Here is a 26,667-nt window from a genome sequence, read left to right as displayed (position 1 = left end):
CCCTGCATGATTGTGCGGCGCTCCGTCGGGCGGCGCTCCGCCTAGTCAGCGACGCGGCGGCGAAATACGTAAGTGGAATCGTTCGACGCTTTAGCGTCGAATGCATAGCCTTCGGAGTCGAACGCCTTCAGTTGTTCCGGCTTGTCGACGCGGTTCTCGACCGCATAGCGCGCCATCAACCCGCGCGCGCGCTTCGCATGAAAACTGATGATCTTGTAGCGGCCGCCCTTCCAGTCTTCGAACACCGGCGTAATGACCGGCGCGTCCAGCAGCTTCGGCTTGACCGACCTGAAATATTCGCCCGACGCGCAATTCACGAGAACCCGCGAACCCGCGGCGCGCTTCTTCAACTGCGCGTTCAGCGCCTGCGTGATGCGCTCGCCCCAGAACGCGTAGAGATCCTTGCCGCGCGGATTGGCGAGGCGCGTGCCCATCTCCAGACGGTACGGCTGCAGCAGATCGAGCGGACGCAGCAGGCCATACAGTCCCGAAAGCACGCGCACATGGTTCTGCGCAAAGTCCAGATCCGCCGACGACAAGGTCTTCGCATTGAAGCCCTCGTACACGTCGCCGTTGAACGCGAGCACGGCCTGCTTCGCGTTGTCCGTGCCGAAGCGCGGCGACCACTGCGCGTAGCGCTCGTGATTGAGGTGCGCCAACTGGTCGGAAATGCTCATCAGCGAGGCGATCTGTTGCGGCGACAAACGGCGTAGACCGCTGATCAATTCCGCGGCATCGTCGATGAAATCGGGGATCGTGTGCTTCTTGACGTGAGGCGGGGTGTCGTAGTCGAGCGATTTCGCCGGCGACAGAACGATTATCATAGAGGCTTGCAGGCACGCCGTGCCTGGCGGTCAAAGACGAAAGCCAGATTGTAACGAATGCCCGGTTCCCATGCCTCACGCGGCGCTTTGCGCGTCGTTCTCGATTCCAATGTCTGGATCGACATTCTCGTGTTCGACGATCCGCACACGCGGCCGATTCGCGCCGCGCTCGAAAGCGGCGCGCTCGCCGCGCTGATCGACGCCCGTTGCCTCGCCGAACTGACTTACGTGCTCGACTATCCGCAATTCGTCGAACGCAACGTGGACAAGTCCGCGGCGCTGGCCGTCGTCGCGCGGCTCGCGCAGCTTGTCGAGCTCGCCGCGGAGCCGGAAGACGCGCGGCCGCTGCCGAAATGCAAGGACCGCGACGATCAGAAATTCCTCGAACTCGCGCACGCAGCGCAAGCGCACTGGCTGATTTCGAAAGACCGCGCCGTGCTGAAACTGGCGAAGCGGATCGCGCGAGATTTCGGCTTTCAGATCGCACAGCCGGCGCCGTTCGCGGCTTCGCTAAGTGAAGCGCCTGGCGGTTCGGCAAGCGCTTCCACGAACGCGGCGACCCCAGCCGTGGAAACCCCGGTATAACCCTGGCCTCTCGGCCGTCGGCACACAGCAGCCGCGCACGCCGCGCCGCGATTCCCTACAATCAGGCTTCGCCGGTTTTAAACGATGCCTTCGCTCACTCACCCGTTTCGCCGAACAGCGCCATGAATGCACCGCACGACACGCCCATGAGTCCCTCGTTTCCCTCGCGCCTGCCGAACGTCGGCACCACGATCTTTACCGTGATGAGCGCGCTCGCCGCCGAGAAAGGTGCGGTGAACCTCGGCCAGGGCTTTCCCGACTTCGGCTGCGATCCGCGCATCGTGGATGCGGTCGCGAACGCGATGCGCGACGGCCACAACCAGTATCCGCCGATGGCAGGCGCCGCGCCGCTGCGCGCAGCCATCTCCGAGAAGATCGCCAACCTGTACGGACGCCGCTACGACGCCACGACGGAAATCACCGTCACCGCCGGCGCCACGCAGGCGCTGTTGACCGCGATCTTGTGCACGGTCCATCCTGGCGACGAAGTCATCGTGATCGAGCCGACCTATGACAGCTATCTTCCGTCGATCGAACTGGCCGGCGGCAAGCCGGTATTCGTCACGCTCGACGCGCCGGACTACGCGATCCCCTTCGACAAGCTCGCCGCCGCCATCACGCCGAAAACGCGGCTCCTGCTGATCAACACGCCGCACAATCCGACCGGCACGGTCTGGCGCGCCGACGACATGCGCAAGCTGCAAGACATCGTGCGCGGCACCAACGTGCTGATCCTGTCCGATGAAGTGTACGAGCACATGGTCTACGACGGCGCGCCGCACGAGAGCGTGGCGCGTTATCCGGAACTGGCGCAGCGCAGCTTCGTCGTGTCCAGCTTCGGCAAGACCTATCACGTAACGGGCTGGAAAGTCGGCTACGTGGCGGCGCCCGCGGCGCTGACAGCGGAATTCCGCAAAGTGCACCAGTTCAACGTGTTCACCGTGAACACGCCGATGCAGATCGGTCTGGCCGACTATATGAAAGACCCGGCGCCCTACCTGGAGCTCCCGGCGTTCTATCAGAAGAAGCGCGATTTTTTCCGCGCCGGTCTCGCGAATTCCCGCTTCAAGCTGCTGCCTTGCACGGGCACGTACTTCCAGTGCGTCGATTACTCGGCCATCAGCGATCTGCCCGAAGCCGAATTCGCGCAGTGGCTGACCGGCGAGATCGGCGTCGCGGCGATTCCGGTTTCCGCGTTCTATCACGAGGCGCACGAGTCCGGTGTGGTGCGCTTCTGTTTTGCAAAGCAGGAAAGCACGCTCGCCACGGCGCTCGAGCGGCTGGCGCGGCTCTAGCATGTCGCGCGCGATGCTGCGAACGAACCCACGTTCCTCGCCATCGCGCGTAGCGGCTAATGCGTGTGGTGCGCGGCGCGGCTCGCTTCATGTCGCGCGTTGCATTGTGCGTGACGTCGTTCCTTGCATTGCGCGCCGCGTTGCATCAAGCCGGACGCGACGCCGCGATATACGCCTTACGGTCCTCGGTCACGCGCTGCGCGGCGGGCCGTCCGTTGATCGCCTTCACATAGCTTTTCCAGTCCACGCCGGCATCGAGCAAAAAGTCGCGACCGTAAATGGCCTGCGTCGTCATGCCGACAAGCGGCAAGCTCACGAAGCCCGCGGCGTCCGCGATACTGAACCGTTCGCCGCGCAAGTACGGCGCGAACTTCGCGATCCGCCTGAAGCCCGCGATGTGATGCGCAAGCAGCTTCTCGACGCGGCCCTTGGTCGCGTCGCTGACGGTGCCGCCGAAAAACGCTTCCTTGTACAGATTGCGCGCCGTCAGCTCCAGATGCACGTCGACGAACGTGATCAACTCGCGCTCCTTCGCGGCCTCCCACGGATCGGCGGAGAAAATCCGCTTGTCGGGAAAGCGCGCGGCCAGGTATTCGACAATGCATTGCGACTCGCAAAGATCGCCGTCTTCCGTCTGCAGGTAAGGCACTTTGCCAAGCGGCGAATGCGCGACGACGGCCTCGTCCTGGCTCGGCTGCACGAACACTTCCTCGAACTCGATGCCGTGTTCCAGCAGAACGAACTTCACCTTGTTGTAGTAGTTCGAAAGCGCGAATCCGCAGAGCTTGATCATCGTTGTCTCCTCATTGCTTCGGTAGGTGAGGCCGCCGGTCCGAGCAGAGGCGGCGGCCGCCGCGCAACCATCGAGCAATTGCACGAGCGTGCTATTCTAAAATAACCATGGAGTCGAGCAACATCATGACCTCTCGCAACTTCAGCATCGAGACTATCGGCATTGTCGGCAGCGGCGCGATGGGCCGCGGCATTGCGCAGATCGCGGCGCTCGCGGGCCTGAGCGTGCGCCTGTACGACACCAACCCGGCTGCTATCGGCGCCGCGCGCGACTACCTCGCCGAAACGTTCGCCAAGCTGACCGCCAAAGGCAAGCTCGACGAAGCCCGCTCGCTGGCTGCGCTCGCCAACGTCAAGCCCGCGCATGCGATCAGCGAACTGGTGGACTGCGATCTCGTGATCGAAGCGATCGTCGAAAAACTCGACGTCAAGCAGGCGCTCTTTCGCGAGCTAGAGACTGTGGTCAGCGGGCGTTGCGTGCTCGCGTCGAACACGTCGTCGCTGTCCATCACGGCGATTGCCGCGGGCTGTACCGACCCGTCGCGCGTGGTCGGCTATCACTTCTTCAATCCGGTCCCGCTGATGAAAGTCGTCGAAGTGATCGACGGCCTGCGCAGCGACCGCGAGGCGGGCGACGCGTTGATGGACCTCGCGCGCCGTATGGGCCACACACCGGTCCGCGCGAAAGACATGCCGGGCTTCATCGTCAATCACGCGGGCCGCGGCATGAACACCGAGGGCCTGCGCGTGGCCGGCGAAGGCGTGGCGAGCTTCGTCGACATCGACAGGATCATGCGTGAGCAAGCGGGCTTTCGTCTCGGCCCGTTCGAGCTGCTCGACCTGACTGCGCTCGACGTCTCGCACCCGGTGATGGAGTCGATCTACCATCAGTTCTATGAAGAGCCGCGCTTCACGCCCTCGCCCATCACCGGCACGCGGCTCGCGGGCGGACTGCTGGGACGCAAGACGGGCGAAGGGTTTTATCGCTACGAAGACGGCAAGCAGCAGGTGCCCGCGGAGGCGCCCGCGCCCGCAGCGTTGCCAGGCAGCGTGTGGGTCAGCAAGCGTTACCCAGGAGCCTACGATGCCGTCGTGGAACTCATCAGCAAGGCGGGCGTGAAACTCGACGAAGGCGCGACGCCCGCCGCCGACTCGCTGATCGTCGTCACGCCGTTCGGCCACGACGCAAGCACGGCCGCCGTCGACGAAACGCTCGACGCGAGCCGCGTCGTCGCGATCGACGCGCTCTTTCCGCTCGTCGGCGCGCAACGCCGCACGCTGATGACCACGCCCGCGACCACACGCGCCGCGCGCGATGCGGGCCACGCGCTCTTTGCCGCCGACGGCGTGCCCGTCACCGTGATCCGCGACTCGACAGGCTTCGTCGCGCAACGCGTGGTGGCGACGATCGTCAACATCGGCTGCGACATCGCGCAGAAACAGATCGCGACGCCGCAAGACATCGACCTCGCCGTGACGCTCGGCCTCGGCTATCCGCGCGGCCCGCTCGCACTCGGCGACGCGCTCGGCGCGGCAACCATCCTCACCATTCTGCGCAACATGTACGACGTGCTCGGCGATCCGCGCTACCGGCCATCGCCGTGGCTCGCGCGCCGCGCGCAACTCGGCATGTCGCTCACGCAATGCGACGCCGCCGACAACCCCACGGAGACACAATCATGAGCGCCGAACTGCTGACCTCGCGCCCGCCCGAAAGCGAATCGACGCTGGTCCTCACGCTGTCCAATCCCGGCGCTCGCAACGCGCTGCATCCCGACATGTACGCGGCCGGAATCGAAGCGCTCGATTCGGTGGAACGCGATCCGTCGATTCGCGCCGTCGTGATCGCGGGTGCGGACAATTTTTTTTGCGCGGGCGGCAATCTGAATCGCCTGCTCGAAAATCGCGCGAAAGATCCTTCCGTGCAGGCACAAAGCATCGACCTGCTTGCCGAGTGGATTTCGGCGCTGCGGTTTTCATCGAAACCGATTATTGCGGCCGTCGACGGCGCCGCAGCCGGCGCGGGCTTTTCGCTCGCGCTCGCGTGCGATCTGATCGTCGCTGGGGAAGACGCCAAATTCGTGATGTCGTATGCGCGCGTCGGCCTCACGCCCGACGGCGGCGGCTCATGGTTCCTCGCGCAAGCGCTGCCTCGCCAACTCGCAACGGAAGTGCTGATCGAAGGCAAGCCGATCGGCGCCGCGCGTTTGCACGAAGTGGGCGTCGTCAACAAACTGGCGAAGCCGGGCACCGCGCGCGACGCCGCGGTTGCGTGGGCCGACGAACTCGGCAAGATCTCGCCCAATTCGGTCGCGCGCATCAAGACGCTGGTGTGCGCGGCCGGCACGCAGCCGCTTTCCACGCATCTGGTTGCGGAGCGCGATAACTTCGTCGCTTCGCTGCATCATCGCGAGGGGCTCGAGGGCATTTCCGCGTTCCTCGAAAAACGCGCTCCCGTGTACAAGTGAACAAGGATCATGGCCGCCTATCAGCTACCCAAGCGCCGCCGCATTTACCTGATGCGTCACGGCGACGTGACGTACTTCGACGACTCCGGCCGCACGATCGATCCTGAAACCGTGCCGTTGAACGCCAACGGCCGCGAACAGGCGAGCGCGGCGGGCCGCGTGTTCGCTGAGCAGCAGGTGCGCTTCGATCGCGTGATCGTCAGCGGCTTGCCGCGCACGATCGAAACCGCGCAGCGCGTGCTGGCCGAGACCGGTCAGCAGATCGAACTGGAGATCGAGCCGGCCTGGCAGGAGATTCGCGGCGGCAAGCTGCGGCAGATTCCGCTGCAAGACCTCGAAGCGGCGTTTCTCGGCGTGTTCGACGGTATCGTGCCGGAAAGCACGCGCTTTCTCGATGGCGAGACGATCGGCGAGTTGTTCGATCGCGTCGTGCCCGCGGTCGCCGCGTTGCGCGAAGACAGTTCGTGGGACACGGTGTTGCTGGTGCTGCACGGCGGCGTCAATCGCGCGATTCTGTCGCATGCGCTCACCGCGGGCGGCCGCACGTTCTTCGGGCATCTCGCGCAGGCCACCGGCTGCATCAATGCGCTCGACGTAGGCACCGCACCACGCGACTGGGTGCTGCGTGCAATCAACTATTCGCCGCCGTCGCCGCTGCATCGCGACATCCGCAATACGACGATGGAAATTCTCTACGCACAATTCATCCAATCCACGCGTAGCTGAAACCGAACCGGAGGAGACACATGGCGCAAGCGTCACACAGCGGCGAGCCGGAACAGCAAGCGGATTACTCGGCCTTCGAGGGCACGCGCCCCGTCAACGAGCGTCAGCGCTTTGACGGCGACGCGCTCGCCGCGTGGCTCGCGCAACACGTCGACGGTTTTTCGGGGCCGCTCACGGTCGAACAGTTCGCCGGCGGCCAGTCGAACCCAACGTTCAAACTGGTCACGCCCTCGCGGGCTTACGTGATGCGCGCGAAGCCTGGACCTGCGGCGAAATTGCTGCCGTCCGCGCATGCCGTCGAGCGCGAATATCGCGTGATGCATGCGCTTGCCGACACGGACGTGCCCGTCGCCCGCATGCTCGCGTTATGCGAGGACGAAAGCGTGATCGGCCGGGCCTTTTACGTGATGGAGTTCGTCGAAGGCCGCGTGTTATGGGATCAGTCGCTGCCGGGCATGAGCGCCGATGAACGAGCCGCGATCTACGACGAAATGAATCGCGTGATCGCGGCGCTTCACAGTGTCGAGCCGGATAGCGTCGGCCTTTCGGACTACGGCAAGCCGGGCAACTACTTCGCGCGTCAGATCGGCCGCTGGAGCAAGCAGTATGTCGCGTCCGAAACCGAACCCATCGACGCGATGCAGCGCCTGATCGAATGGCTGCCGCAGCATATGCCGGCCGAGACGGGGCAACGCGCGTCGGTCGTGCATGGCGATTACCGGCTCGATAACCTGATCTTCGATCGCAAGGAACCGAAAGTGCTTGCCGTGCTCGACTGGGAGTTGTCGACGCTCGGCGATCCGCTCGCGGACTTCGCCTATCACTGCATGGCGTGGCACGTCGATCCCGCGCAGTTTCGCGGCATCGCGGGTCTCGACTGGGCAGCGCTGGGCATTCCCGACGAGCAGCAGTACGTCGAGCGCTATTGCAAACGTACCGGCTTTGAGATTCGCGGCGACTGGGATTTTTACCTCGCCTACAACATGTTCCGTATCGCCGCGATTTTGCAGGGAATCATGAAGCGTGTCGTCGATGGCACGGCGGCGAGCGCACAAGCTCTCGACGCAGGCCGTCGCGCGAGACCGATGGCCGAGCTCGCCTGGCGTTACGCGCAGAAAGTGCGCTGATGACCGGCGCGGCTGCCGCGCTTCATCACGCGGGCATGCTCGCGCGCTTGCATGCTTGCACTTCAGGCAACGCCCACATTGAATGTCGTCCGTTATCCGCGAGGTCATAGATGAATTTCGATTACACCCCGAAGGTTCAGGCGCTGCGCGAAAAGCTGCTCGCCTTTTTCGACGAGCACATTTATCCGAACGAGCACGCGTTCTACGCGGAGATCGCGCAAAACCGGCAAGACGGCAACGCGTGGCAGCCGACGCAACTGATCGAAGAACTCAAGCAGAAAGCGCGCGACGCCGGGTTGTGGAACCTGTTCCTGCCCGACTCGGTGCGCGGCGCCGGGCTCAGCAACCTCGAATACGCTCCGCTGTGCGAAATCATGGGCCGCGTGCCCTGGGCGCCCGAGGTGTTCAATTGCAATGCGCCCGACACGGGCAACATGGAAACCATCGAGCGCTACGGCAGCGAAGAGAACAAGCGCGAATGGCTCGAACCGCTTTTGCAAGGGCACATTCGTTCGGCATTTCTGATGACGGAGCCGGAAGTCGCTTCGTCGGATGCCACGAATATCCAGACCAGCATCGTGCGCGATGGCGACTATTACGTGATCAACGGGCACAAGTGGTGGTCTTCGGGCGCGGGCGATCCGCGTTGCAAGATCTACATCGTGATGGGCAAGACCGATCCCGATGCGCCGCGCCATCAACAGCAGTCGATGATCCTCGTTCCCGCCGACGCCACCGGCATCACGGTGCGCCGTCCGCTTTCCGTTTTCGGTTACGACGACGCGCCGCACGGCCACATGGAAATCACGCTCGAGAACGTGCGCGTGCCGGCGGCCAACATGCTGCTCGGTGAAGGCCGCGGCTTCGAGATTGCGCAAGGGCGCCTCGGACCCGGACGCATCCACCATTGCATGCGTCTCATCGGCCTTGCAGAGCGCGCGCTCGAATTGATGTGCAAACGATCGCTGCAACGCGTCGCCTTCGGCAAGCCCGTGGCGATGCAAGGCGTGACGCAGGAGCGCATTGCAGAAGCGCGCTGCATGATCGAACAGGCGCGCCTCCTTACGCTCAAAACCGCGTACATGATGGACACGGTGGGCAACAAGAGCGCGCGCGGCGAAATTGCGATGATCAAGGTGGTCGCGCCTAACATGGCGTGTCAGGTGATCGATTGGGCGATCCAGGCGCACGGCGCCGGCGGCATCAGCGACGACTTCCCGCTCGCGTACGCTTATGCGTCGGCCCGAACGCTGCGTTTCGCCGACGGTCCCGATGAAGTGCATCGCAACGCGATCGCCAAGCTCGAACTCGCGCGTTATATGAAGCCGGGCGCGGCGGCTCGCGTCGAGACGCCGGTTACGCGCGTTTGATGTCTTGCGTGCGGGAAACGTTTTATGCTCCGCTGGCGGCGGCGTTTTGACCGCGACGGTCTTGGGCTGTCGCCAGCAGCATCGTGCGATCTATGCTCTAATTTTCGCGAAGCGCGGCGCCCCGGTGGCGCCGCTGTCATAAACGAAAAGGAGCGAGGATGATCGACGTCTATAGCTGGGCGACCCCGAACGGCCACAAGGTCCATATCATGCTCGAGGAGACGGGCCTCGAGTACAACGTGCACGCAATCAACATCGGCGCCGGCGATCAGTTCAGCGCCGAATTTTTGCAGATCAGTCCGAATAACAAGATTCCGGCCATTACGGATTCCGAAGGCCCACGAAGCGCGGACGGCAAACCGTTCGCGTTGTTCGAGTCGGGCGCGATACTCATTTACCTCGCCGAAAAAACGGGCCGCTTTCTGCCGACCGATCCGGCTGCCCGCTATTCAGTGCTGCAATGGCTGATGTTTCAGATGGGCGGACTCGGTCCCATGCTCGGGCAGACGCACCACTTTCGCATCTACGCGCCCGAGCCGATCGAATACGCGGTCAACCGCTACACGAACGAAACGCGGCGCCTGTATGGCGTGATGGATAAGCAGCTCGGCAAGACGCAATATCTCGCCGGGAACGACTATACGATTGCCGACATCGCATCGTTTCCGTGGACGCGTTCGTGGCAGAACCAGGGCGTCGAACTCGACGCGTTTCCGAACGTGAAGCGATGGCATGAAGAGATCGCCGCACGTCCGGCGGTTATGCGTGGTGTCGAAGTGCTCGCGTCCGCACGCAAACCGCTGATGGACGACAAGGCTAAAGAGGTGCTGTTCGGCGCGACGCAGTACGCGAAGCATTAGGACGTAGCTGCGGCGTGTGCCTCGTGCCGTCCGCCTTGCGCGCTTTTCTTTCGCGCAGAGGGCGCGAGGCGGCTCGCATGCCGCCCGCGCCGTGTGCTTTCGAAGCGGCCCGTCAAGCGCTCAGAAATAGTGGCGCGTGATGAACTCGGCGATACACACTGGCCGGTCAGCGCCCTGCCGCTCCACGGCCACATTCCATATCACTTGCACGCCCGCATTGTCGACATCGGCGACGGACGCAACGGCGAACTGCGCGCGCAATTGCGAGCCCACCAATACCGGCGACGTGAACCGCACGCGGTTCAATCCATAGTTCACGGCCATGCGTTGCTCGAGCCGTACCGTTTTTTGCAGCAGCGCCGGAATCAGCGAAAGCGTCATGAAACCGTGCGCGATCGCACCGCCGAATGGCGACTCGCGCCGCGCGCGTTCGGGGTCGACGTGAATCCACTGCTGGTCGCCGGTGGCCTCGGCGAAACGATCGACACTCGGCTGGTCGATCGTCACCCAGTCACTGACAAGCGGCGCTCCGCCGACGAGCGCACGCAGCGCCGCACGATCGCGGAACACGGCACCAGGCGACGCGCTCGGCGCAGTCATGATGAAGCGCCCGGATTGCGCAAGCCGAACAGGCCTTTGGAGCGCACCGTGATCACCGTCTCGCCATGCTGATTGATGCCCGCCCATTGCGTGGACACGATGCCGCGATCCGGCTTGCTCTCCGACACGCGCTTGTCGAGCACCGAGTTCGTCATGGTGATCGTGTCGCCGACGCGAACCGGCTTCAGCCAGCGTATTTCGTCGATGCCAGGCGAGCCCATCGACGTGGAGCCCGCCAACGCGTTGCGCACCAGCATGCCCATCATCACTGAACAGGTGTGCCAGCCGCTCGCCACCAATCCGCGAAATGCGGACGCTTCGGCGGCGGCTTCGTCGACATGGAACGGTTGCGGGTCGAACTTCTGCGCGAACTCGACGATTTCCTCGCGCGTGAAAGTGTGCTTGCCGATTTCGGTCGTCGAGCCGACCGTCATGTCCTCGTAACTCAGACCCATCTCTTTATCTCCTGGCTGGCTAATTCGGTCGGCTAATCAAACTTCCGTGCTGACAAACGCAGGCAGCGCGGCAAACCGTGCGAGGTGATGATCGACATCGCCCAACGTGGTTTCAATGATAGCGAGACGTTTGAACAGATGCGCGGCGGCGACCTCGTTCGTCACGCCCATTCCGCCGTGCAACTGCACCGCCTGCTGGCCGACGAAACGCGCAGCCTGCCCCACGCGTACCTTGGCCGCGGAAATGGCGTGGCGGCGTTCGTCGACGTCTTCGCTCGAATAGCGCATGGCGGCAAGATAAGTGACCGAACGCGCCTGCTCGGCGTGAATCAGCATCTCGACCATGCGATGCTGCAATGCCTGAAAGCGCGCGATGGGTTGGCCGAACTGCTGGCGCGTCTTCGTGTAGTCGACGGTTGCGGCGTTCAATGCGTCGAGCGCGCCGAGCGCTTCCGCGCACAACAGCAGCGTGCCGTAGTCCGCGATGTGCTCGAGGGCCGCCGCGCCCGAGTGCGGCCCGCTCAAACGGCGTGCCGGCGTGCCGTTGAATTGCAGGGTTGCGGCGCGTTGTCCGTCGATGGTGCGGTAGTCGGTGAGGGTCACGCCTGCCGCATCGCGCGCGACGACGAAAAGTGCGATCTCGCCATTGGCACGCGCGGGCACGATCCAGTGATGCGCCTGCGCGCCATGTATCACGACCGATTTCGTACCCGTAAGCGTGTGCTGTTCACCTTGTCCGCTCGCGGTGGTCGCGACGTCGAACAGATCGTAGCGCGCCCGCGGTTCGTGGAATGCGACCGCGAGCTTGATCTCGCCTTGGGCCGCACGCTCGAGCAGCGACACGTCTTCGCCCTGGCCCGTCCCGGCAAGCCGCAATGCCTCGATGCCCACTGCCGTCGCCCAATAAGGCTCGACCACCAAAGCGCGGCCGAGCTCCTGCATGACCACGAGCATATCGACGGGTCCGCCGTTGAAACCGCCTTGCGCTTCGGGCACCGGCAATGCGGTCAGGCCCAACTCGGTGAAAGCTGCCCAGTGAGCGTCCGACACACCGGCATCCGAACGCACGATCGCCTGGCGCGCTTCGAAGCCGTAGCTCTTGTCCAGATAGCGGCGCAGCGCGTCGGCGAATTGTTGCTGCTCGTCGTTGAAAGTGAAGTCCATGCGCCGCTCCTCAAAGTCCGAGAATCATCTGCGCGATGATGTTCTTTTGAATTTCATTCGAGCCGCCGTAAATCGACGTCTTGCGGAAGTTGAAGTAATACGCGGCCAGCGGCGCGGCATCGTCGTCTCCAGCAATGCTGTGCTCGCGTTCGCCCTCGAGGAACGGCACGTCGAACGGAGCGGCGAGTGGCCCGACGGCTTCGACCATGAGTTCGGTCAACGCCTGCTGCACCTCCGTGCCCTTGATCTTCAGCATCGACGCTTCCGGTCCCGGTCCGCGTCCGCCTGCTTCGTTAGCGACCACGCGTTGCACGGTGACTTCGAGAGCCATCAGTTCGATCTCGAGATTCGCGACTTTTGCAGCGAATACCGGGTCATTCAAAAGGGGCTTGCCGTTCTTTTTCTGATCGAGCGCGAGGCGCTTCAGAAAAACCAGCTCGCGTTTCGACTGGCCGACGCGCGCAATGCCGGTGCGCTCATGCCCGAGCAGATATTTTGCGTAAGTCCAACCGCGATTTTCCTCGCCGATCAGATTCTCGACCGGCACCTTCACGTCTTCAAAGAAAACTTCGTTGACCTCGTGGTCTTCGTCGAGCGTGATGATCGGCCGAACGGTAATGCCCGGTGTTTTCATGTCGATGAGCAGGAACGAAATGCCCTCCTGCTTCTTCGCGCCGCTGTCGGTGCGTACGAGACAAAACATCATGTCCGCGTGCTGCCCCAACGTGGTCCAGGTTTTCTGCCCATTGACCACGTAATGATCGCCGACCCGTTCGGCACGCGTGCGCAGCGATGCGAGATCGGAACCGGAGCCCGGCTCTGAATAGCCCTGACACCACCAGTCAGTGCCGTCGAGAATGCGCGGCAGGTAGTAGCGTTTCTGCGCCTCGTTGCCGTACTTCATAAGAACCGGCGCGACCATCGACACACCGAATGGCAACACTGTCGGCGCGCCGACACGGGCGCACTCTTCGTCCCAGATATGGCGTTGCGTGGCATCCCAGCCGGGACCGCCGTATTCTGTCGGCCACGCGACAACCGACCAGCCGCGCGTGCCCAGCAGCTTGTGCCAGTTGGCGAAGTCGTCGCGGTTCAAACGCTTGTGGTTGAGTACCTTCTCGCTGAATTCGCGAGGCAGATTGGCTTCGAGCCAGGCGCGGATCTCGGCGCGGAACGCCTTCTCAGCGGGGGAATAGTCCAGATTCATGCGTAGTGTCTCCTGGCCGCCACCACCCGCCGCCAGAGAGCCACTGCGCTATTGCAGAGGTTCCTTTAAGGCAGCCGGGACCGGCAGCGGCATCACTTCGATGCCTTCTTCGACCAAAGCTCGCGCGTCTTCCGGCGTTGTGACACCGCGAATATTGCGGGCGGGCGCTTCGTTGTAGTGAATGCGCCGCGCTTCCTCGGCGAAGCGGTCGCCCACGTTCTCGGTCTTTTCCAGTACCTCGCGCAATGCGCGCATGACACGCGCCTGCAATTCACCTGCGGCCGCGGGCGCTTTCGCTTTCGCCTCTACCCCATGAGAGAGATTCAGGCGCGGAGCCGACGGCAAACGGCTCACTTCTTTCGCTCCGCAAATCGGACATTCGACCAGCTTGCGGGACTGCTGCGATTCGAAGTCATCAGCCGAAGCAAACCACCCTTCGAACCGATGGCCGTGCGGACACTGTAAATCGAGGACCTTCATATGGAATCAGGGCTTGCGTGCCAGTTTAGCGCAAAACGAAAATTTGTGAACGGTCGTTCGTAAAAACTTCACGCGCAACGCGCGACGAGTTGTGCGCTGCCGGAAGATGAGGCGCGGTGGGCGATTTTAACGCTTTGCGCAGACCCCTGCCGAAGGCTGTATGACTCCCGCGCAATGCGGCGTGCGTGCGTGAGCCAACGCCCAGCACTTCGCCCCCAACGACGTATCAGCCTCACGCGTGCGAACCCCTCCGTTCACGATTGACGCTCACGCCACCAGGCATTCCAGCCGACGATTGAAGCGCGGTTCAAGCTCCCGCGCCTCTTTGGCAAGGTTGACCTGTTTAGCCGTTTTGGCGACGTCGAAAACGTCGGCTTTGATGTCGTAGCCACCGCGCGCGTTCAGCCAGTCGAGCACGTCCGACAGATGCCAGACTGACGCGCTTCCCTCGTGCACCGGCGGCGGAAATTCGACCGCATGGCTCAACATGAGCTTGCGCATGTTCTGCCGCGATACGCCGGCAATTTCCGCGACGTCGGTCAACCCCACGAAGTCGGGCCCGGCTTCGACAAGCCGTGCCGACGGCACCGCCTTTTTGACGTCTCCGAGCGCGCTGACCAGTGCCTCGACCGCCGACGGTGCTTCGCGCGAAAAGACCAGCGCCAGTCGCCCCGCTTGCCCCACGCCGACCGTGGCGTCGTCACAGCCTGCTTCGCCCAGGCGTTCGACAATCGCGTCAAGATCGCTGTCTTGCGCGGCAAGCTTATACTTCAACGTGAACGTATATTCCATTTGCTACTCCTGCTTTATTCGGCCACAACGTTGCCTACTCAATGCTTTTGCGAACGATGCGCCGTGCAATTGTCGACCACACGCCGCAAATGTCTTGCGTGGTTATCAGCATTCTTCGGCGTACTCCATACGCTTGAAATGCAGAATTCTCCGCAACGGCACTCCGCATCTTTGTAAGGGCAATACATTTTTCCCCAGGCGTGGCCCTTGCCTCCGCTCTGTATGCGCCACCCGCGCCGCTCGGCATAAGCCAGCGCAGCCTCTATCTCTTTCTTAGCGTGGACTCCACGAACCATCCTGTCCTCCAATTTAATACTCGCGAATCAGGTTGTCAAGTGACAACCTGATTTTTATCGCGGAGCTCAACCGCCTCACATGCTTCGTTATCCCGATTAATGCAGCAGTGAAGACGTTTGCCGGCCTTCCATACTAAAGTTGCCGCCGCGATCACGCGAGACTGCCGGATGGCATAGGACAAAGGCGCTGATATTCAGACACCGCACGCCGCGGTAAAGACAGAAGCCTTATCGCGCTTCAGAGTGACGAAGCCCCTGCCGGTCGACGACCGGCAGGGGCTTCCTGGATGCGGCGCAAGCGTCGCCTGCGCGTTGGGAGACTCTGAAAAAACTACTGCGGCTGCGCCATCGGCCAGATGCCGGACAGCACCTTCTCCAGCCAGAATGTGCCGATAATCGTTTTCACGTCAGTGATCTTGCCGGTCCGCACCCACTCCGAGACTTCGGGAACCGTAGCCGTAAACATCTCGAGGAACTCGCCGTCGTCGAGCTTGCGCTCGCCCGCAGTCAGCCCGCGCGCGAGGTAGATGTCGATGAACTCGGTCGAGTAGGAAATGATCGGGTGAACACGCGTCAGGTACACATACTCGCGCGCCGTGTAGCCCGTCTCCTCGCGCAATTCGCGAATGGCGCAAGCGAGCGCGCCTTCGTTCGGATCGAGCTTGCCGGCCGGATACTCGACCATGACCTTGCCCATCGGATAGCGATACTGGCTTTCCAGCAGCACACGGCCGTCGTCGAACAGCGGAATCACCATCACGGCGCCGGGGTGTTCCACATACTCACGGGTCGCATGCTTGCCGTCGGGCAGGCGCACGGTGTCGCACTTGAGCGTCAGGAACGGCCCCTGGTGGACCGTCTTACTGTCGACACAGGTCTCGGTAAGGACGGCGTCGTGGTCGGGAAGTTCAGCCATATGCGGACCTCGGGACAGCTTGGTGCGCGACGGCGAGACGCCGTCAGCGGCGTTTGACGAGATACTGGAAAGTGAAGCCGGGGAAGGCGAACACGACGAACAGCGCGAACGTGATCGCGTAGAACTGCCAACCCTGTTCGAAGCGGTTGCCGGCGCGCGCTTCGAGCAGAAAGCCCAGCGCGCCGACCACGAAGTACAGCACGATCAGTTCGGCAATCCGGACCCATGCGCTTTTCTTCGCCGCCTTCAACGGGACGGCGGCGAAGAGCCGCTGATTCAGGAACGGCAGATTGGCGCCCACCAGCGCCAACAGCACGATAAACCAGCCCGCTGCCGACATCAGAACGACAGCGTGTGCTGGATAGCCTGCAGGCAAGCTTTCAACAGCGGATCGGGCACGATGCCCAGCACCAGCACGGCCACGCCATTGAGCGCGAGCAACGCGCGCGTGCCCGTGTCCGCGACGATCGCCGACTTGTCTTGCGGCTCATCGAAGTACATGAGCTTCACGATACGCAAGTAATAGAACGCGCCGAACAGCGACGTGATCACCGCAAGCACAGTCAACCAGGTCAGGCCGGCGTTCATCGTGGCCTGCAGCACCGCGAGCTTCGCGTAGAAACCGACCGCAGGCGGAATGCCGGCGAGCGAGAACATCATCACCATCATGACGAACGCGAACACCGGGCTCCGTTGGTTCAGCCCCTTGAAGTCGTCGAGCGTATCCGCTTCGAATTCGCGGCGTGCGAGCAGCATGATGACGCCGAAGGTGCCCATCGTCGTGATCAGATAGACGATGCTGTAGTACATCGCCGAGCCATACGCGCTCGCAGCACCGGTGGTCTTGTGATCGACCACGCCGGCCAGCAGACCGAGCAGCACGAAGCCCATGTTCGAGATCGCCGAGTACGCGAGCATACGCTTGACGTTGCGCTGCACGATACCCGTGATGTTGCCGACGATCAGCGACAGCGCCGCGAGAATCACCAGCATTTGCTGCCATTCGACTGCGAGCGGCAGCAGACCCATCACCAGGAAGCGCAGGCCCCATGCGAATGCCGCCACCTTCGGACCACCGCCGACCAGCAGCGTCATCGCCGTCGGCGCGCCCTGATAGACGTCGGGCACCCACATGTGGAACGGCACGGCGCCCATCTTGAACGCCACACCGGCGACGACGAAGATAACGCCGAACAGCAGCACGCTCGGATCGTAGTGGCTCTGACCGATCGCCTTGAACACTTCGTTCAGATCGAGCGAGCCGGTCGCGCCGTACAGCATCGAGATGCCGTACAGCAGGAAGCCGGAAGCCAGCGCGCCGAGCACGTAGTACTTCATGGCCGCTTCGTTCGACGGCGCGGCTTCCCGACGCAGTGCGATCACGCCATAGAGCGACAGCGACATCAGTTCCAGACCGAGATACAGCGTCAGGAAGTTGTTGCCGGAGATCATCACGAGCTGACCGAGCAGCGAGAACATGCCGAGCAGGAAGAACTCGCCGCGATACAGCCCGCGATCTTCGAGGTAGCGGCGCGAATACACGATCGTGACCGCGTAGCCGAGTGTCACCACCGCTTTCATCAGGCTCGCGAACGAGTCGACGACGTACATGCGGCTGAAGAAGTAATGCACCGACGGGTCGAACGCATTGACCGCGAACCAGATGCCGGCGACGAGCGACGACAGGAACGCGATGAAATACGTGGTACGGCGACCGGCCTGGCCGACGAACGTGTCGTTGAGCCACGCGACGACAACGGCGAGCATCACCAGTGCGTCGGGCAACAGAGCAGTCATAGGGGCGTTTTGCATGGTCTTTAATTCCTCCTCTGCGTTACTGAGACAACGGCAGCTTCGACTGCGCAACGTGGGAGAGGAGGTTTTCCACGGATACGTGCATCACATCGGTAAAGGGCTTCGGATACAGGCCCATGAAGAGCGTCAGTGCGGCGAGCACTGCCAGCATGAAAAACTCGCGGCGGTTGATGTCGAGCAGGCCCTTCACGTGGTCGTTGGCGACCGCGCCGAAGTAGACGCGCTTGTACATCCACAGCGTGTAGGCCGCGCCGAGAATCAGCGTCACGGCGGCGCCGCCCGCGATCCAGAAGTTGTACTGGACAGCGGCCAGAATCACCATGAATTCGCCGACAAAACCCGAGGTGCCCGGCAAGCCGCAATTGGCCATCGAGAACAGCATCACGAACGCCGCGAATTTCGGCATCACGTTGACGACGCCGCCGTAGTCCGCGATCTGACGCGAGTGCATGCGGTCGTACAGCACGCCGATGCTAAGGAACATCGCGCCCGACACGAAGCCGTGCGAGATCATCTGCACGATCGCGCCTTCCACGCCGAGCTGATTGAAGATAAAGAAGCCGAGCGTGACGAAGCCCATGTGCGCGATCGACGAATACGCGACCAGCTTCTTCATGTCGGCCTGCACCATTGCGACGAGGCCGATGTAGATCACCGCGATCAGCGACAGCGTAATGACGACCGGCGCGAGGAAGTGGCTTGCGTCCGGTGCGATCGGCAGCGAGAAGCGCAGGAAACCGTATGCGCCGAGCTTCAGCATGATCGCGGCCAGCACGACGGAGCCGCCGGTCGGCGCTTCCACGTGGGCGTCAGGCAACCACGTGTGCACCGGCCACATCGGCACCTTCACGGCGAACGCCATGAAGAACGCTATGAACAGTAAAACCTGCGGCGTCATCGCGATCTGCGCATGCTGCCAGGTGGCGAGATCGAACGTGCCGGTCTGGACGTACAGATAGAGCAACGCGACCAGCATCAGGAGCGAGCCCATCAGCGTGTACAGGAAGAACTTGAACGCCGCGTACACGCGGTTCGCCCCGCCCCACACGCCGATGATGATGTACATCGGAATCAGCGTCGCTTCGAAGAACACGTAGAACAGCATGCCGTCGGCCGCGCTGAACACGCCGACCATGATGCCCGACAGGATCAGGAACGAGGCCAGATACTGGCCGACGTTCTTCGTGATGACTTCCCATCCGGCGATCACGACGATCACCGTGATCAATGCGGTCAATACGACGAACCACATCGAAATGCCGTCGACACCGAGGTGATATGTAATGTTGAATCGTTCGATCCAGTTGGCCTGTTCGACGAACTGAAGATCGGCGCTGCTCGAATCAAAACCGGTGATCAGCGGAATCGTGACGATGAAGCTGACGATCGAGCCGATCAATGCGACCCAGCGCGCGGGGCCGGGGTTACGGTCGGAGCCGATGGCCAGAACCAGCAGGCCGCAAAGGATCGGCAACCAGATGGCGAGACTGAGAATCGGATAAGCGTGCATTAGTGTCCCTCGCCTTATTTGCCGCCGAGCGTTACAAACAGGGTCAGGAGCCCCAACATGCCGATAATCATGGCGAACGCGTAGTGGTAGATGTAGCCGGATTGGAGGAAGCGGATCACGCCGGCGAACCAGCCGATAAAGCGTGCGCTGCCGTTGACGATGCCGTCGATCACGACGACGTCGCCTTCCTTCCAGAGACCACGGCCAATCGCCACGGCGCCCCGCGCAAACACGACTTCGTTGATCTTGTCCATGTAGTACTTGTTATCGAGCAGCGTGTAGATCGGCCCGAACGCGCGCTTGATGGTAGCCGGCAGTTCAGGACGAACCAGATACAGGAACCACGCGACGAGCACACCCGCGAGCGCGAGCCACACCGGCAGGCCCGCGACCGAGTGCAGGCCCATTGCCGCCCAGCCGTGGAACTCTTCGGCCATTTCATGCAGCGCCGGATGATTTTCGCCGATGAAGATCACCTTCTCGAACGCCACGCCGTGCTGGAAGAAGTCGCCGAACAGCATCGGGCCGACCGCGATCGCACCGATCACGACAGACGGAATCGCTAGCAGCACCAGCGGCAACCACACGACCCACGGCGTTTCATGCGGTTCGTGCGCGTGACCGTGGTCGTCGTGACCATGCGCGTCGTGACCATGTGCGTCATGGCCGTTGCCATGACCGTGGGCCGCGGCTTCGGCGCCCATCGGCGAATCCGGATGCTTCGGATCGCGGAAGCGCTCCTTGCCGTGGAACACCATGAAATACATACGGAACGAATACAGCGCGGTGACGAATACGCTTGCCACCACGGCGAAATAGGCAAACCCCGAACCCGGCAGATGCGACAGCTTCACTGCGTCGATGATCGAATCTTTCGAGTAGAAGCCCGAGAAGAACGGCGTGCCGATCAGCGCAAGAGAACCGATCAGCGACGTGATCCACGTGATCGGCATGTATTTGCGCAGGCCGCCCATGTTGCGCATGTCCTGATCGTGGTGCATGCCGATGATCACGGAACCCGCACCGAGGAACAGCAGCGCCTTGAAGAACGCGTGCGTCATCAGGTGGAACACGCCGACCGGATAAGCCGACACGCCGAGCGCGACCGTCATGTAGCCGAGCTGCGAGAGCGTGGAGTAAGCCACCACGCGCTTGATGTCGTTCTGGACAATCCCGAGGAAGCCCATGAACAGCGCGGTAATGGCACCGATCACCGTGACGAACGAGAGCGCACTATCCGACAGTTCGAACAGCGGCGACATGCGCGTGACCATGAAGATACCGGCCGTCACCATGGTTGCCGCGTGAATCAGCGCGGAAATCGGCGTCGGGCCTTCCATCGAATCCGGCAGCCACACGTGCAGCGGAAACTGCGCCGACTTACCCATTGCGCCGATGAAGAGGCAGATACACGCCACTGTCAGCAGGCCCCAATCGGTACCCGGAAAGCTCAATGCGGCCAGTTCAGTGCGCTTGGCAAACACGTCGCCGTAGTTCATCGAACCGGCAAACGCGAACAGCAGGCCGATACCCAGCAGAAAGCCGAAGTCGCCGACGCGGTTCACGATGAACGCCTTCATGTTCGCGTAGATCGCCGACTCGCGCGTGTAGTAGAAACCGATCAGCAGGTACGACACCAGGCCCACTGCTTCCCAGCCGAAGAACAGCTGCAGGAAGTTGTTGCTCATCACGAGCATCAGCATCGAAAACGTGAAGAGCGAGATGTACGAGAAGAAGCGCTGGTAGCCGTCGTCGTCGGCCATGTAGCCGATCGTGTAGATGTGCACCATCAGCGACACGAAGGTCACGACGCACATCATCATGGCCGTGAGCGAATCGACGAGGAAGCCGACTTCGAACTTGGTCTTGCCGATGGACATCCATTCGTAGACGGTGGCGTTGAAGCTCGCGCCGTCCAGCACCTGGAAGAACACCATCATCGACAGAACGAACGAGATGGCAACGCCGAGGATCGTGACCGAGTGCGCACCCGCGCGCCCTACCGCCTTCCCGAACAGCCCCGCGATCAGGCAACCGGCCAGCGGTGCCAGCGGAATCGCCAGCAGCAGGTTTTCATTGAGTATCGTGGACATAACCGCTTTTCCTGAGATTAACCTTTGAGCTGATCGAGATCTTCGACATTGATCGTGTCGAGGCTACGGAACAGGGTCACCAGAATTGCGAGGCCGATCGCTGCTTCCGCTGCCGCTACGGTCAGCACGAAGAACACGAAAATCTGGCCATGCACGTCGCCGAGATAATGCGAGAAGGCGACGAAATTGGTATTCACCGCGAGCAGCATCAGTTCGATCGCCATCAGGATGATGATGACGTTGCGACGGTTCAGGAAAATACCGACGATGCTGATCGCAAACAGAATCGCGCCGAGCACGAGGTAATGGGCAAGGGTCAACATGATTTCTATCTCCTGTCCGCTCAGCTGTTCTTCGCAGACGCCGATTCGGCTGCTGCTGCCGCCGCTGCGGCTTCTTCCGCCGCGACGGTCGCCGGGCTCTTTTCCGACGGCATCTTCACGACGCGCACGCGGTCTTGCGCACGCACCTTGACCTGGTCGCTGATCTTCTGGCGCTTGCTGTCCTTCTTGTGGCTCGTGGTCAGCGCGATAGCCGCGATGATCGCCACCAGCAGCACGAGGCCGGCCACTTCGAACGCGAAGATGTAGTCGGTGTAAATCACCTTGCCGATCAGGCGGGTATTCGACCAGTCGCCCATGCCGCCCGCCGCGGCGGTCGTGTCGGGCACCACCGTGCTCGTCGCGCCGTAGCCGTGCCACAGGATCAGCGCGGTTTCGAGCACGATGATCGCGCCCACCACCGTGGCCATCGGCACAAAGCGCCTGAAGTCCTTGCGCAGCACGTCGAGGTTGATGTCCAGCATCATCACGACGAACAGGAACAGCACCATCACCGCGCCCACATAGACCAGCACCAGCAGGATGGCGAGGAACTCGGCCTGCAGCAGCATCCAGATAGCCGCTGCGTTGAAGAACGCCAGCACGAGAAACAGTGCGGACGACACCGGGTTGCGCGAGGTGATCACCTTCAGCCCTGAAACCACCAGGAGCAGCGCGAAGATGTAGAACAGTACGGTCGTGAATTCCATGATTACCGGTTCATCGTTAGGCCATCGTCAGGCATTTTCTTTGGCACGGGCGTCCGGCCACAGCGTGACAACCGCCGGAACAGACGCACGCGTGCGCCGTGCCGCGGCTTGCATACCGCGGCGCTCGGCCCGACAACAGGCCGTATTACTGCTGCATTGACTTGATGCGCTACTGCCGCACCTACTGCTTGTACTTGGACGCTTTAACGATACGGTGCGTCGGCAGCCTTGTTCGCGGCGATCTCCGCTTCGTAACGATCGCCCACGGCCAGCAGCATGTCCTTCGTGAAGTACAGATCGCCGCGCTTTTCGCCGTGATATTCGAGAATATGCGTCTCGACAATCGAGTCCACCGGGCAGCTTTCTTCGCAGAAACCGCAGAAGATGCACTTGGTCAGGTCGATGTCGTAACGCGTGGTGCGGCGCGTGTTGTCTTCGCGCGTTTCCGACTCGATCGTGATGGCGAGCGCCGGGCACACCGCTTCGCACAGCTTGCACGCGATACAGCGCTCTTCGCCATTCTCATAACGTCGCAGCGCATGCAGTCCGCGAAAACGCGGCGAAATGGGCGTCTTCTCTTCCGGGAACTGCACGGTCACCTTGCGCTGGAACGTATAACGTCCGGTCAACGCGAGGCCCTTGACGAGTTCCGTCAAAAAGAAGGTCTTGAAAAAATTTTGGATTGCGGTCATGAGTTCATCCGCCCTTTATTTCCAGATATTCCACGGCGACATGATCCAGAAGCCGACCACCACTAGCCACACCACGCACACCGGAATGAAAATCTTCCAGCCGAGACGCATGATCTGGTCATAGCGGTAGCGCGGGAACGTGGCACGCGCCCAGATGAACACCGACAGCAGCAGGAAAACCTTGAGGACGAGCCAGAAGATGCCGGGGATAAACGACAGGAAGCCGAACGGAGCACTCCAGCCGCCGAGAAACAGCGTCGACGCCAGCGCCGAGATCACGATCATGTTGATGTACTCGGCGAGGAAGAACAGCGCGAACGCCATACCCGAGTAATCGATCATGTGACCCGCGACGATTTCCGATTCGCCTTCCACCACGTCGAACGGATGGCGGTTCGTTTCCGCGATGCCCGAGATGAAGTACACGACGAACATCGGCAACAGCGGCAGCCAGTTCCACGACAGGAAGTTCAGGCCGTGTGCGGCGAAGAAGCCGCGTTCCTGCGAACCGACGATGTCCGACAGATTCAGCGTGCCCGCCGTCATCAGCACGACGACCAGCGCGAAGCCCATCGAAATTTCGTACGACACCATTTGCGCCGCGGCGCGCATCGCGCCGAGGAACGCGTACTTCGAGTTCGACGCCCAGCCGGCCAGAATCACGCCGTACACGCCGATCGACGAAATCGCGATCGCATACAGCAGACCCGCGTTGATGTCGCCGAGCACCGCGCCCGCCTGGAACGGAATCACCGCCCAGACCGCGAAAGCCGGCACCACCACCATGATCGGCGCGATCATGTAGATCCAGCGGCTTGCCTGGGTCGGCTGAATCACTTCTTTCAGCAACAGCTTCAGCACGTCGGCGATAGGCTGCAAAAGACCTGCGGGGCCGACGCGGTTCGGGCCGAGACGCACGTGCATCCAGCCGATCAGCTTACGCTCCCACAGAATCAGGTAAGCCACGCACAGCAGGATCACGACGGCCACCACCAGGATGCGCACCAGTGCCCACACCGTGGGCCATGCCACACCGAGAAGCTGGGTGCCGCCCGAGTTGATCGTATCGAACAAGCTCATTTACGCCTTCTCCACCACCAGTTCACCGAACAGGCTGCCCAGCGCTGCACCGGCAGGCGTAGCCGCCGATACGCGGACGACCGTCTCCGCAAGATTCGCGTCGCGCACGGCCGGCAACTGCACCGATTGCTCGCCCTGGCGCACGCGCACCGCGTCGCCTTCTTTCAAACCCAGTTTGTCGAACAGCGCAGCCGGCAGGCCGACGTTGTTCGCAGCACGCGCGGCTGCGGTCAGATGCAGCGATTCCGCGCGACGAACCAGCGCGTCGGCATGGTAGATCGGCACGTCGGCGATGCGCTCGAACTTGCCTTCCGCTGCCTTCGCCGTCTTGCCGCGAGCAACCGTTACGCCCGTGCGGTTCGACAGGCGCGATTGCAGTTCGCCGTCGCCGAGCGCCGCGCTGCGCACTTCTTCCGCCGTGTCGTATTCGAAGCCGGGCGCGCCCAGCAGGCTGCCCAGCACGCGCAACACCTTCCATGCGGGGCGCGTCTCGCCAAGCGGACGCACGACGCCGTTGAACGTCTGCACCGTGCCTTCCGCGTTGACGAACGTACCGGCCGTTTCGGTGAACGGCGCGATCGGCAGCAGCACGTCCGCGTATTCGGCGCCCGTCTGGAACGGCGACATCACCACGACCATCTCAGCCTGGTTCAACGCAGCCAGAGCCTGCGCCGGATTGGCCGTGTCGAACTCCGGTTCGAAGTTCATCAGCACATAACCCTTGCGCGGTTGTTCGAAGACTTCGCGAGCGTTCAGGCCGCCTTCGCCCGGCAATGCGTTCACCAGATGCGCGCCGACCGTGTTCGCGCCTTCCGTCAGGAAGCCGAGCGTTGCACCGGTTGCGTCTGCGATCCACTGAGCCGCTGCATGAATGACCGCGAAATCCGGATGACGCACCGCGCCGTTGCCGAGCAGCACGAGGCGACGCTCGCCCGTAGCCAGCGACCTGGCGACTTCCTTGTCGGCGTCCGACGCTTGTGCGCCAGAGAACGCTTCCGGCAGCGCCGTGCCGTTCGCTTGCGAGACCGCCGACGCGATGCCGGCGAGTGCCTCGAGCCATGCCGACGGCGCCGCAGCGATACGCCGCGCTTGCGGGATCAGCGCGTCATCGCCGGTGGCTTGCACCAGCGTGAGCTTCGCGCCGCCCTTGGCCGCCTGACGCAGACGCGCGGCGAACAGCGGATGATCGCGGCGCAGATCGGAACCGATCACGAGCGCCGAGTCGATGTTCGACAGGTCCGCAATAGCAGTGCCGAGCCACGGCGTGCCGTTGACCGGCGCCGAGAAGTCCGACTGACGCAGACGGAAGTCGACGTTAGGCGTGCCGACCGCTTGCGCCAGTTGCTTCAGCAGGAACAGTTCTTCGACCGTGCTGTGCGCGCTGCCAAGCGCGGCCAGCGCGTTTGCGCCGTGGTCGCCCTTGATGCCCTTCAGACCTTTGACCACATAGTCGAGCGCGGTCTGCCAGTCGGTCTCGACCCACTTGCCGCCCTGCTTCAGCATGGGCTGCGTCAGACGTTCGGGGCTGTTCAGGCCTTCGTACGAGAAGCGGTCCTTGTCCGAAATCCAGCATTCGTTGATTGCTTCGTTTTCGAACGGCAGAACCCGCATCACGCGGTTGTTCTTCACCTGCACGACGAGATTGGCGCCGACGGAATCGTGCGGGCTTACCGACTTGCGGCGCGACAGTTCCCACGTACGCGCGCTGTAGCGGAACGGCTTGCTGGTCAGCGCACCGACCGGGCACAGGTCGATCATGTTGCCCGACAGTTCGGAGTCGACCGTCTTGCCGACGAACGACGTGATTTCCGAATGCTCGCCGCGGCCCAGCATGCCCAGTTCCATCACGCCGGCCACTTCCTGGCCGAAGCGCACACAGCGCGTGCAGTGGATGCAACGGGACATCTCTTCCATCGAGATCAGCGGGCCGACGTTCTTGTGGAACACGACGCGCTTTTCTTCGCTATAACGCGACGACGACTTGCCGTAGCCCACCGCCAGATCCTGCAACTGACACTCGCCGCCCTGATCGCAAATCGGGCAATCCAGCGGGTGGTTGATCAGCAGGAATTCCATCACGGATTGCTGGCCCTTCACCGCCTTTTCGGACTTCGTGCGCACGATCATGCCGGCCGACACGGGCGTCGCGCATGCGGGCACGGCCTTCGGCATCTTTTCGACATCGACGAGACACATCCGGCAGTTGGCCGCAATCGACAGCTTCTTGTGATAGCAGAAGTGAGGAATGTACGTGTCGACCTTATGCGCAGCCTGGATCACCATGCTGCCTTCGGGCACTTCTACTTTCTTGCCGTCTATTTCAAGTTCAACCATGATGGTCAATCTTCCTTAACCTGTTACCGCTCAATCGTTCGCCCCGTTCATCGCCCGCTCGGCAATGAATCCCGTGGTTGACGTGTTCTGGTGCATACCTGTCCGGCGTGCCGCTTGTCCGGGAGCTTGCCCGAGCGCCTGTCCGTGCGCGCCTCG

The 26,667-nt window shown here is 62.3% G+C and carries 27 protein-coding genes; 8 read left to right on the top strand and 19 right to left on the bottom strand.

The features are described from left to right. Positions 1 to 41: 41 nt before the first annotated feature. Positions 42 to 824 carry a peroxide stress protein YaaA gene (gene yaaA / locus AB6809_RS17210; RefSeq protein ID WP_006052872.1) on the bottom strand — a complete coding sequence of 261 codons (783 nt, stop codon included), beginning with the start codon at positions 822 to 824 and terminating at the stop codon, positions 42 to 44. 57 nt (positions 825 to 881) lie between these two features. Between yaaA and AB6809_RS17205 the strand changes: the two genes are divergently transcribed. Beyond that, complete coding sequence (locus AB6809_RS17205; protein ID WP_310034470.1) at positions 882 to 1,409, top strand: putative toxin-antitoxin system toxin component, PIN family; 528 nt, start codon at positions 882 to 884, stop codon at positions 1,407 to 1,409. A 122-nt stretch (positions 1,410 to 1,531) separates the two neighbouring features. Beyond that, positions 1,532 to 2,704 (top strand): pyridoxal phosphate-dependent aminotransferase, encoded by a 1,173-nt coding sequence (locus AB6809_RS17200; protein ID WP_029969769.1) that lies wholly within the window; start codon positions 1,532 to 1,534, stop codon positions 2,702 to 2,704. Between the two features lie 145 nt (positions 2,705 to 2,849). Here AB6809_RS17200 and AB6809_RS17195 read toward each other — a convergent pair whose 3' ends face one another. After that, the gene (locus tag AB6809_RS17195; protein ID WP_029969770.1) at positions 2,850 to 3,497 is read right to left on the bottom strand and encodes a glutathione S-transferase; all 648 of its coding nucleotides are present in this window, start codon (positions 3,495 to 3,497) and stop codon (positions 2,850 to 2,852) included. Positions 3,498 to 3,622: 125 nt separating this feature from the next. Between AB6809_RS17195 and AB6809_RS17190 the strand changes: the two genes are divergently transcribed. The 6 genes from AB6809_RS17190 (at position 3,623) to AB6809_RS17165 (ending at position 10,047) form a co-directional block, all read left to right on the top strand. Next, positions 3,623 to 5,179 carry a 3-hydroxyacyl-CoA dehydrogenase gene (locus AB6809_RS17190; protein ID WP_371026883.1) on the top strand — a complete coding sequence of 519 codons (1,557 nt, stop codon included), beginning with the start codon at positions 3,623 to 3,625 and terminating at the stop codon, positions 5,177 to 5,179. Further along, positions 5,176 to 5,964, top strand: coding sequence for an oxepin-CoA hydrolase, alternative type (locus AB6809_RS17185; protein WP_006052877.1), 789 nt, complete (start codon positions 5,176 to 5,178; stop codon positions 5,962 to 5,964). Before AB6809_RS17190 ends, AB6809_RS17185 begins: the two co-directional genes overlap by 4 nt. Before the next feature lie 9 nt (positions 5,965 to 5,973). After that, positions 5,974 to 6,690 (top strand): histidine phosphatase family protein, encoded by a 717-nt coding sequence (locus tag AB6809_RS17180; RefSeq protein WP_006052878.1) that lies wholly within the window; start codon positions 5,974 to 5,976, stop codon positions 6,688 to 6,690. Between the two features lie 20 nt (positions 6,691 to 6,710). Next, complete coding sequence (locus tag AB6809_RS17175) at positions 6,711 to 7,817, top strand: phosphotransferase (RefSeq protein WP_029969773.1); 1,107 nt, start codon at positions 6,711 to 6,713, stop codon at positions 7,815 to 7,817. A gap of 110 nt (positions 7,818 to 7,927) precedes the next feature. Beyond that, positions 7,928 to 9,187 carry an acyl-CoA dehydrogenase family protein gene (locus AB6809_RS17170; RefSeq protein WP_029969775.1) on the top strand — a complete coding sequence of 420 codons (1,260 nt, stop codon included), beginning with the start codon at positions 7,928 to 7,930 and terminating at the stop codon, positions 9,185 to 9,187. Positions 9,188 to 9,345: 158 nt separating this feature from the next. Then, entirely contained in the window at positions 9,346 to 10,047 is a 702-nt protein-coding gene (locus AB6809_RS17165; RefSeq protein ID WP_029969777.1) for a glutathione binding-like protein, read from the top strand. A 120-nt stretch (positions 10,048 to 10,167) separates the two neighbouring features. On the opposite strand, the gene AB6809_RS17160 is transcribed toward AB6809_RS17165, so the two are convergent. The 17 genes from AB6809_RS17160 to nuoG form a co-directional block, all read right to left on the bottom strand. Beyond that, complete coding sequence (locus AB6809_RS17160; protein WP_029969779.1) at positions 10,168 to 10,647, bottom strand: MaoC family dehydratase; 480 nt, start codon at positions 10,645 to 10,647, stop codon at positions 10,168 to 10,170. Then, positions 10,644 to 11,102 carry a MaoC family dehydratase gene (locus AB6809_RS17155; RefSeq protein ID WP_006052883.1) on the bottom strand — a complete coding sequence of 153 codons (459 nt, stop codon included), beginning with the start codon at positions 11,100 to 11,102 and terminating at the stop codon, positions 10,644 to 10,646. Before AB6809_RS17155 ends, AB6809_RS17160 begins: the two co-directional genes overlap by 4 nt. Positions 11,103 to 11,138: 36 nt before the next feature. After that, positions 11,139 to 12,266 carry an acyl-CoA dehydrogenase gene (locus tag AB6809_RS17150; protein WP_029969782.1) on the bottom strand — a complete coding sequence of 376 codons (1,128 nt, stop codon included), beginning with the start codon at positions 12,264 to 12,266 and terminating at the stop codon, positions 11,139 to 11,141. Between the two features lie 10 nt (positions 12,267 to 12,276). Further along, positions 12,277 to 13,473, bottom strand: coding sequence for an acyl-CoA dehydrogenase family protein (locus tag AB6809_RS17145; RefSeq protein WP_029969784.1), 1,197 nt, complete (start codon positions 13,471 to 13,473; stop codon positions 12,277 to 12,279). Between the two features lie 48 nt (positions 13,474 to 13,521). Further along, positions 13,522 to 13,953 (bottom strand): DUF1178 family protein, encoded by a 432-nt coding sequence (locus AB6809_RS17140; protein ID WP_029969785.1) that lies wholly within the window; start codon positions 13,951 to 13,953, stop codon positions 13,522 to 13,524. Between the two features lie 267 nt (positions 13,954 to 14,220). After that, complete coding sequence (locus AB6809_RS17135) at positions 14,221 to 14,745, bottom strand: AlpA family transcriptional regulator (RefSeq protein ID WP_029969787.1); 525 nt, start codon at positions 14,743 to 14,745, stop codon at positions 14,221 to 14,223. Between the two features lie 38 nt (positions 14,746 to 14,783). Next, on the bottom strand, positions 14,784 to 15,041 hold the full coding sequence (locus AB6809_RS17130; RefSeq protein WP_006052888.1) for a hypothetical protein: 258 nt from the start codon (positions 15,039 to 15,041) through the stop codon (positions 14,784 to 14,786). A 331-nt stretch (positions 15,042 to 15,372) separates the two neighbouring features. Next, the gene (locus AB6809_RS17125) at positions 15,373 to 15,957 is read right to left on the bottom strand and encodes an NUDIX domain-containing protein (RefSeq protein ID WP_029969788.1); all 585 of its coding nucleotides are present in this window, start codon (positions 15,955 to 15,957) and stop codon (positions 15,373 to 15,375) included. Between the two features lie 43 nt (positions 15,958 to 16,000). Next, a complete protein-coding gene (locus AB6809_RS17120; RefSeq protein ID WP_006052890.1) occupies positions 16,001 to 16,297 on the bottom strand; it encodes a DUF2818 family protein in 297 nt (98 codons plus the stop codon). Then, positions 16,297 to 17,769 (bottom strand): NADH-quinone oxidoreductase subunit NuoN, encoded by a 1,473-nt coding sequence (gene nuoN, locus AB6809_RS17115; protein ID WP_029969789.1) that lies wholly within the window; start codon positions 17,767 to 17,769, stop codon positions 16,297 to 16,299. The genes AB6809_RS17120 and nuoN overlap by 1 nt, the downstream gene beginning before the upstream one ends. Before the next feature lie 22 nt (positions 17,770 to 17,791). Next, positions 17,792 to 19,282 (bottom strand): NADH-quinone oxidoreductase subunit M, encoded by a 1,491-nt coding sequence (locus AB6809_RS17110; protein ID WP_029969790.1) that lies wholly within the window; start codon positions 19,280 to 19,282, stop codon positions 17,792 to 17,794. A 14-nt stretch (positions 19,283 to 19,296) separates the two neighbouring features. After that, positions 19,297 to 21,375 (bottom strand): NADH-quinone oxidoreductase subunit L, encoded by a 2,079-nt coding sequence (nuoL, locus tag AB6809_RS17105; RefSeq protein ID WP_029969791.1) that lies wholly within the window; start codon positions 21,373 to 21,375, stop codon positions 19,297 to 19,299. Between the two features lie 17 nt (positions 21,376 to 21,392). Further along, entirely contained in the window at positions 21,393 to 21,698 is a 306-nt protein-coding gene (gene nuoK / locus AB6809_RS17100) for an NADH-quinone oxidoreductase subunit NuoK (protein ID WP_006052894.1), read from the bottom strand. Positions 21,699 to 21,718: 20 nt separating this feature from the next. Next, positions 21,719 to 22,405: an NADH-quinone oxidoreductase subunit J gene (locus tag AB6809_RS17095; RefSeq protein ID WP_006052895.1), complete on the bottom strand. Its 687-nt coding sequence runs from the start codon at positions 22,403 to 22,405 to the stop codon at positions 21,719 to 21,721. A 203-nt stretch (positions 22,406 to 22,608) separates the two neighbouring features. After that, the gene (gene nuoI, locus AB6809_RS17090; RefSeq protein WP_027801274.1) at positions 22,609 to 23,097 is read right to left on the bottom strand and encodes an NADH-quinone oxidoreductase subunit NuoI; all 489 of its coding nucleotides are present in this window, start codon (positions 23,095 to 23,097) and stop codon (positions 22,609 to 22,611) included. A gap of 15 nt (positions 23,098 to 23,112) precedes the next feature. After that, positions 23,113 to 24,177 carry an NADH-quinone oxidoreductase subunit NuoH gene (gene nuoH, locus AB6809_RS17085; protein ID WP_006052897.1) on the bottom strand — a complete coding sequence of 355 codons (1,065 nt, stop codon included), beginning with the start codon at positions 24,175 to 24,177 and terminating at the stop codon, positions 23,113 to 23,115. Next, positions 24,178 to 26,511 (bottom strand): NADH-quinone oxidoreductase subunit NuoG, encoded by a 2,334-nt coding sequence (nuoG, locus tag AB6809_RS17080; protein WP_029969796.1) that lies wholly within the window; start codon positions 26,509 to 26,511, stop codon positions 24,178 to 24,180. Positions 26,512 to 26,667: the final 156 nt, after the last annotated feature.

Source organism: Paraburkholderia sp. RCC_158, assembly GCF_041355255.1.
GTDB lineage: Bacteria > Pseudomonadota > Gammaproteobacteria > Burkholderiales > Burkholderiaceae > Paraburkholderia > Paraburkholderia graminis.
This window is presented reverse-complemented; position numbering and strand designations above follow the sequence as displayed.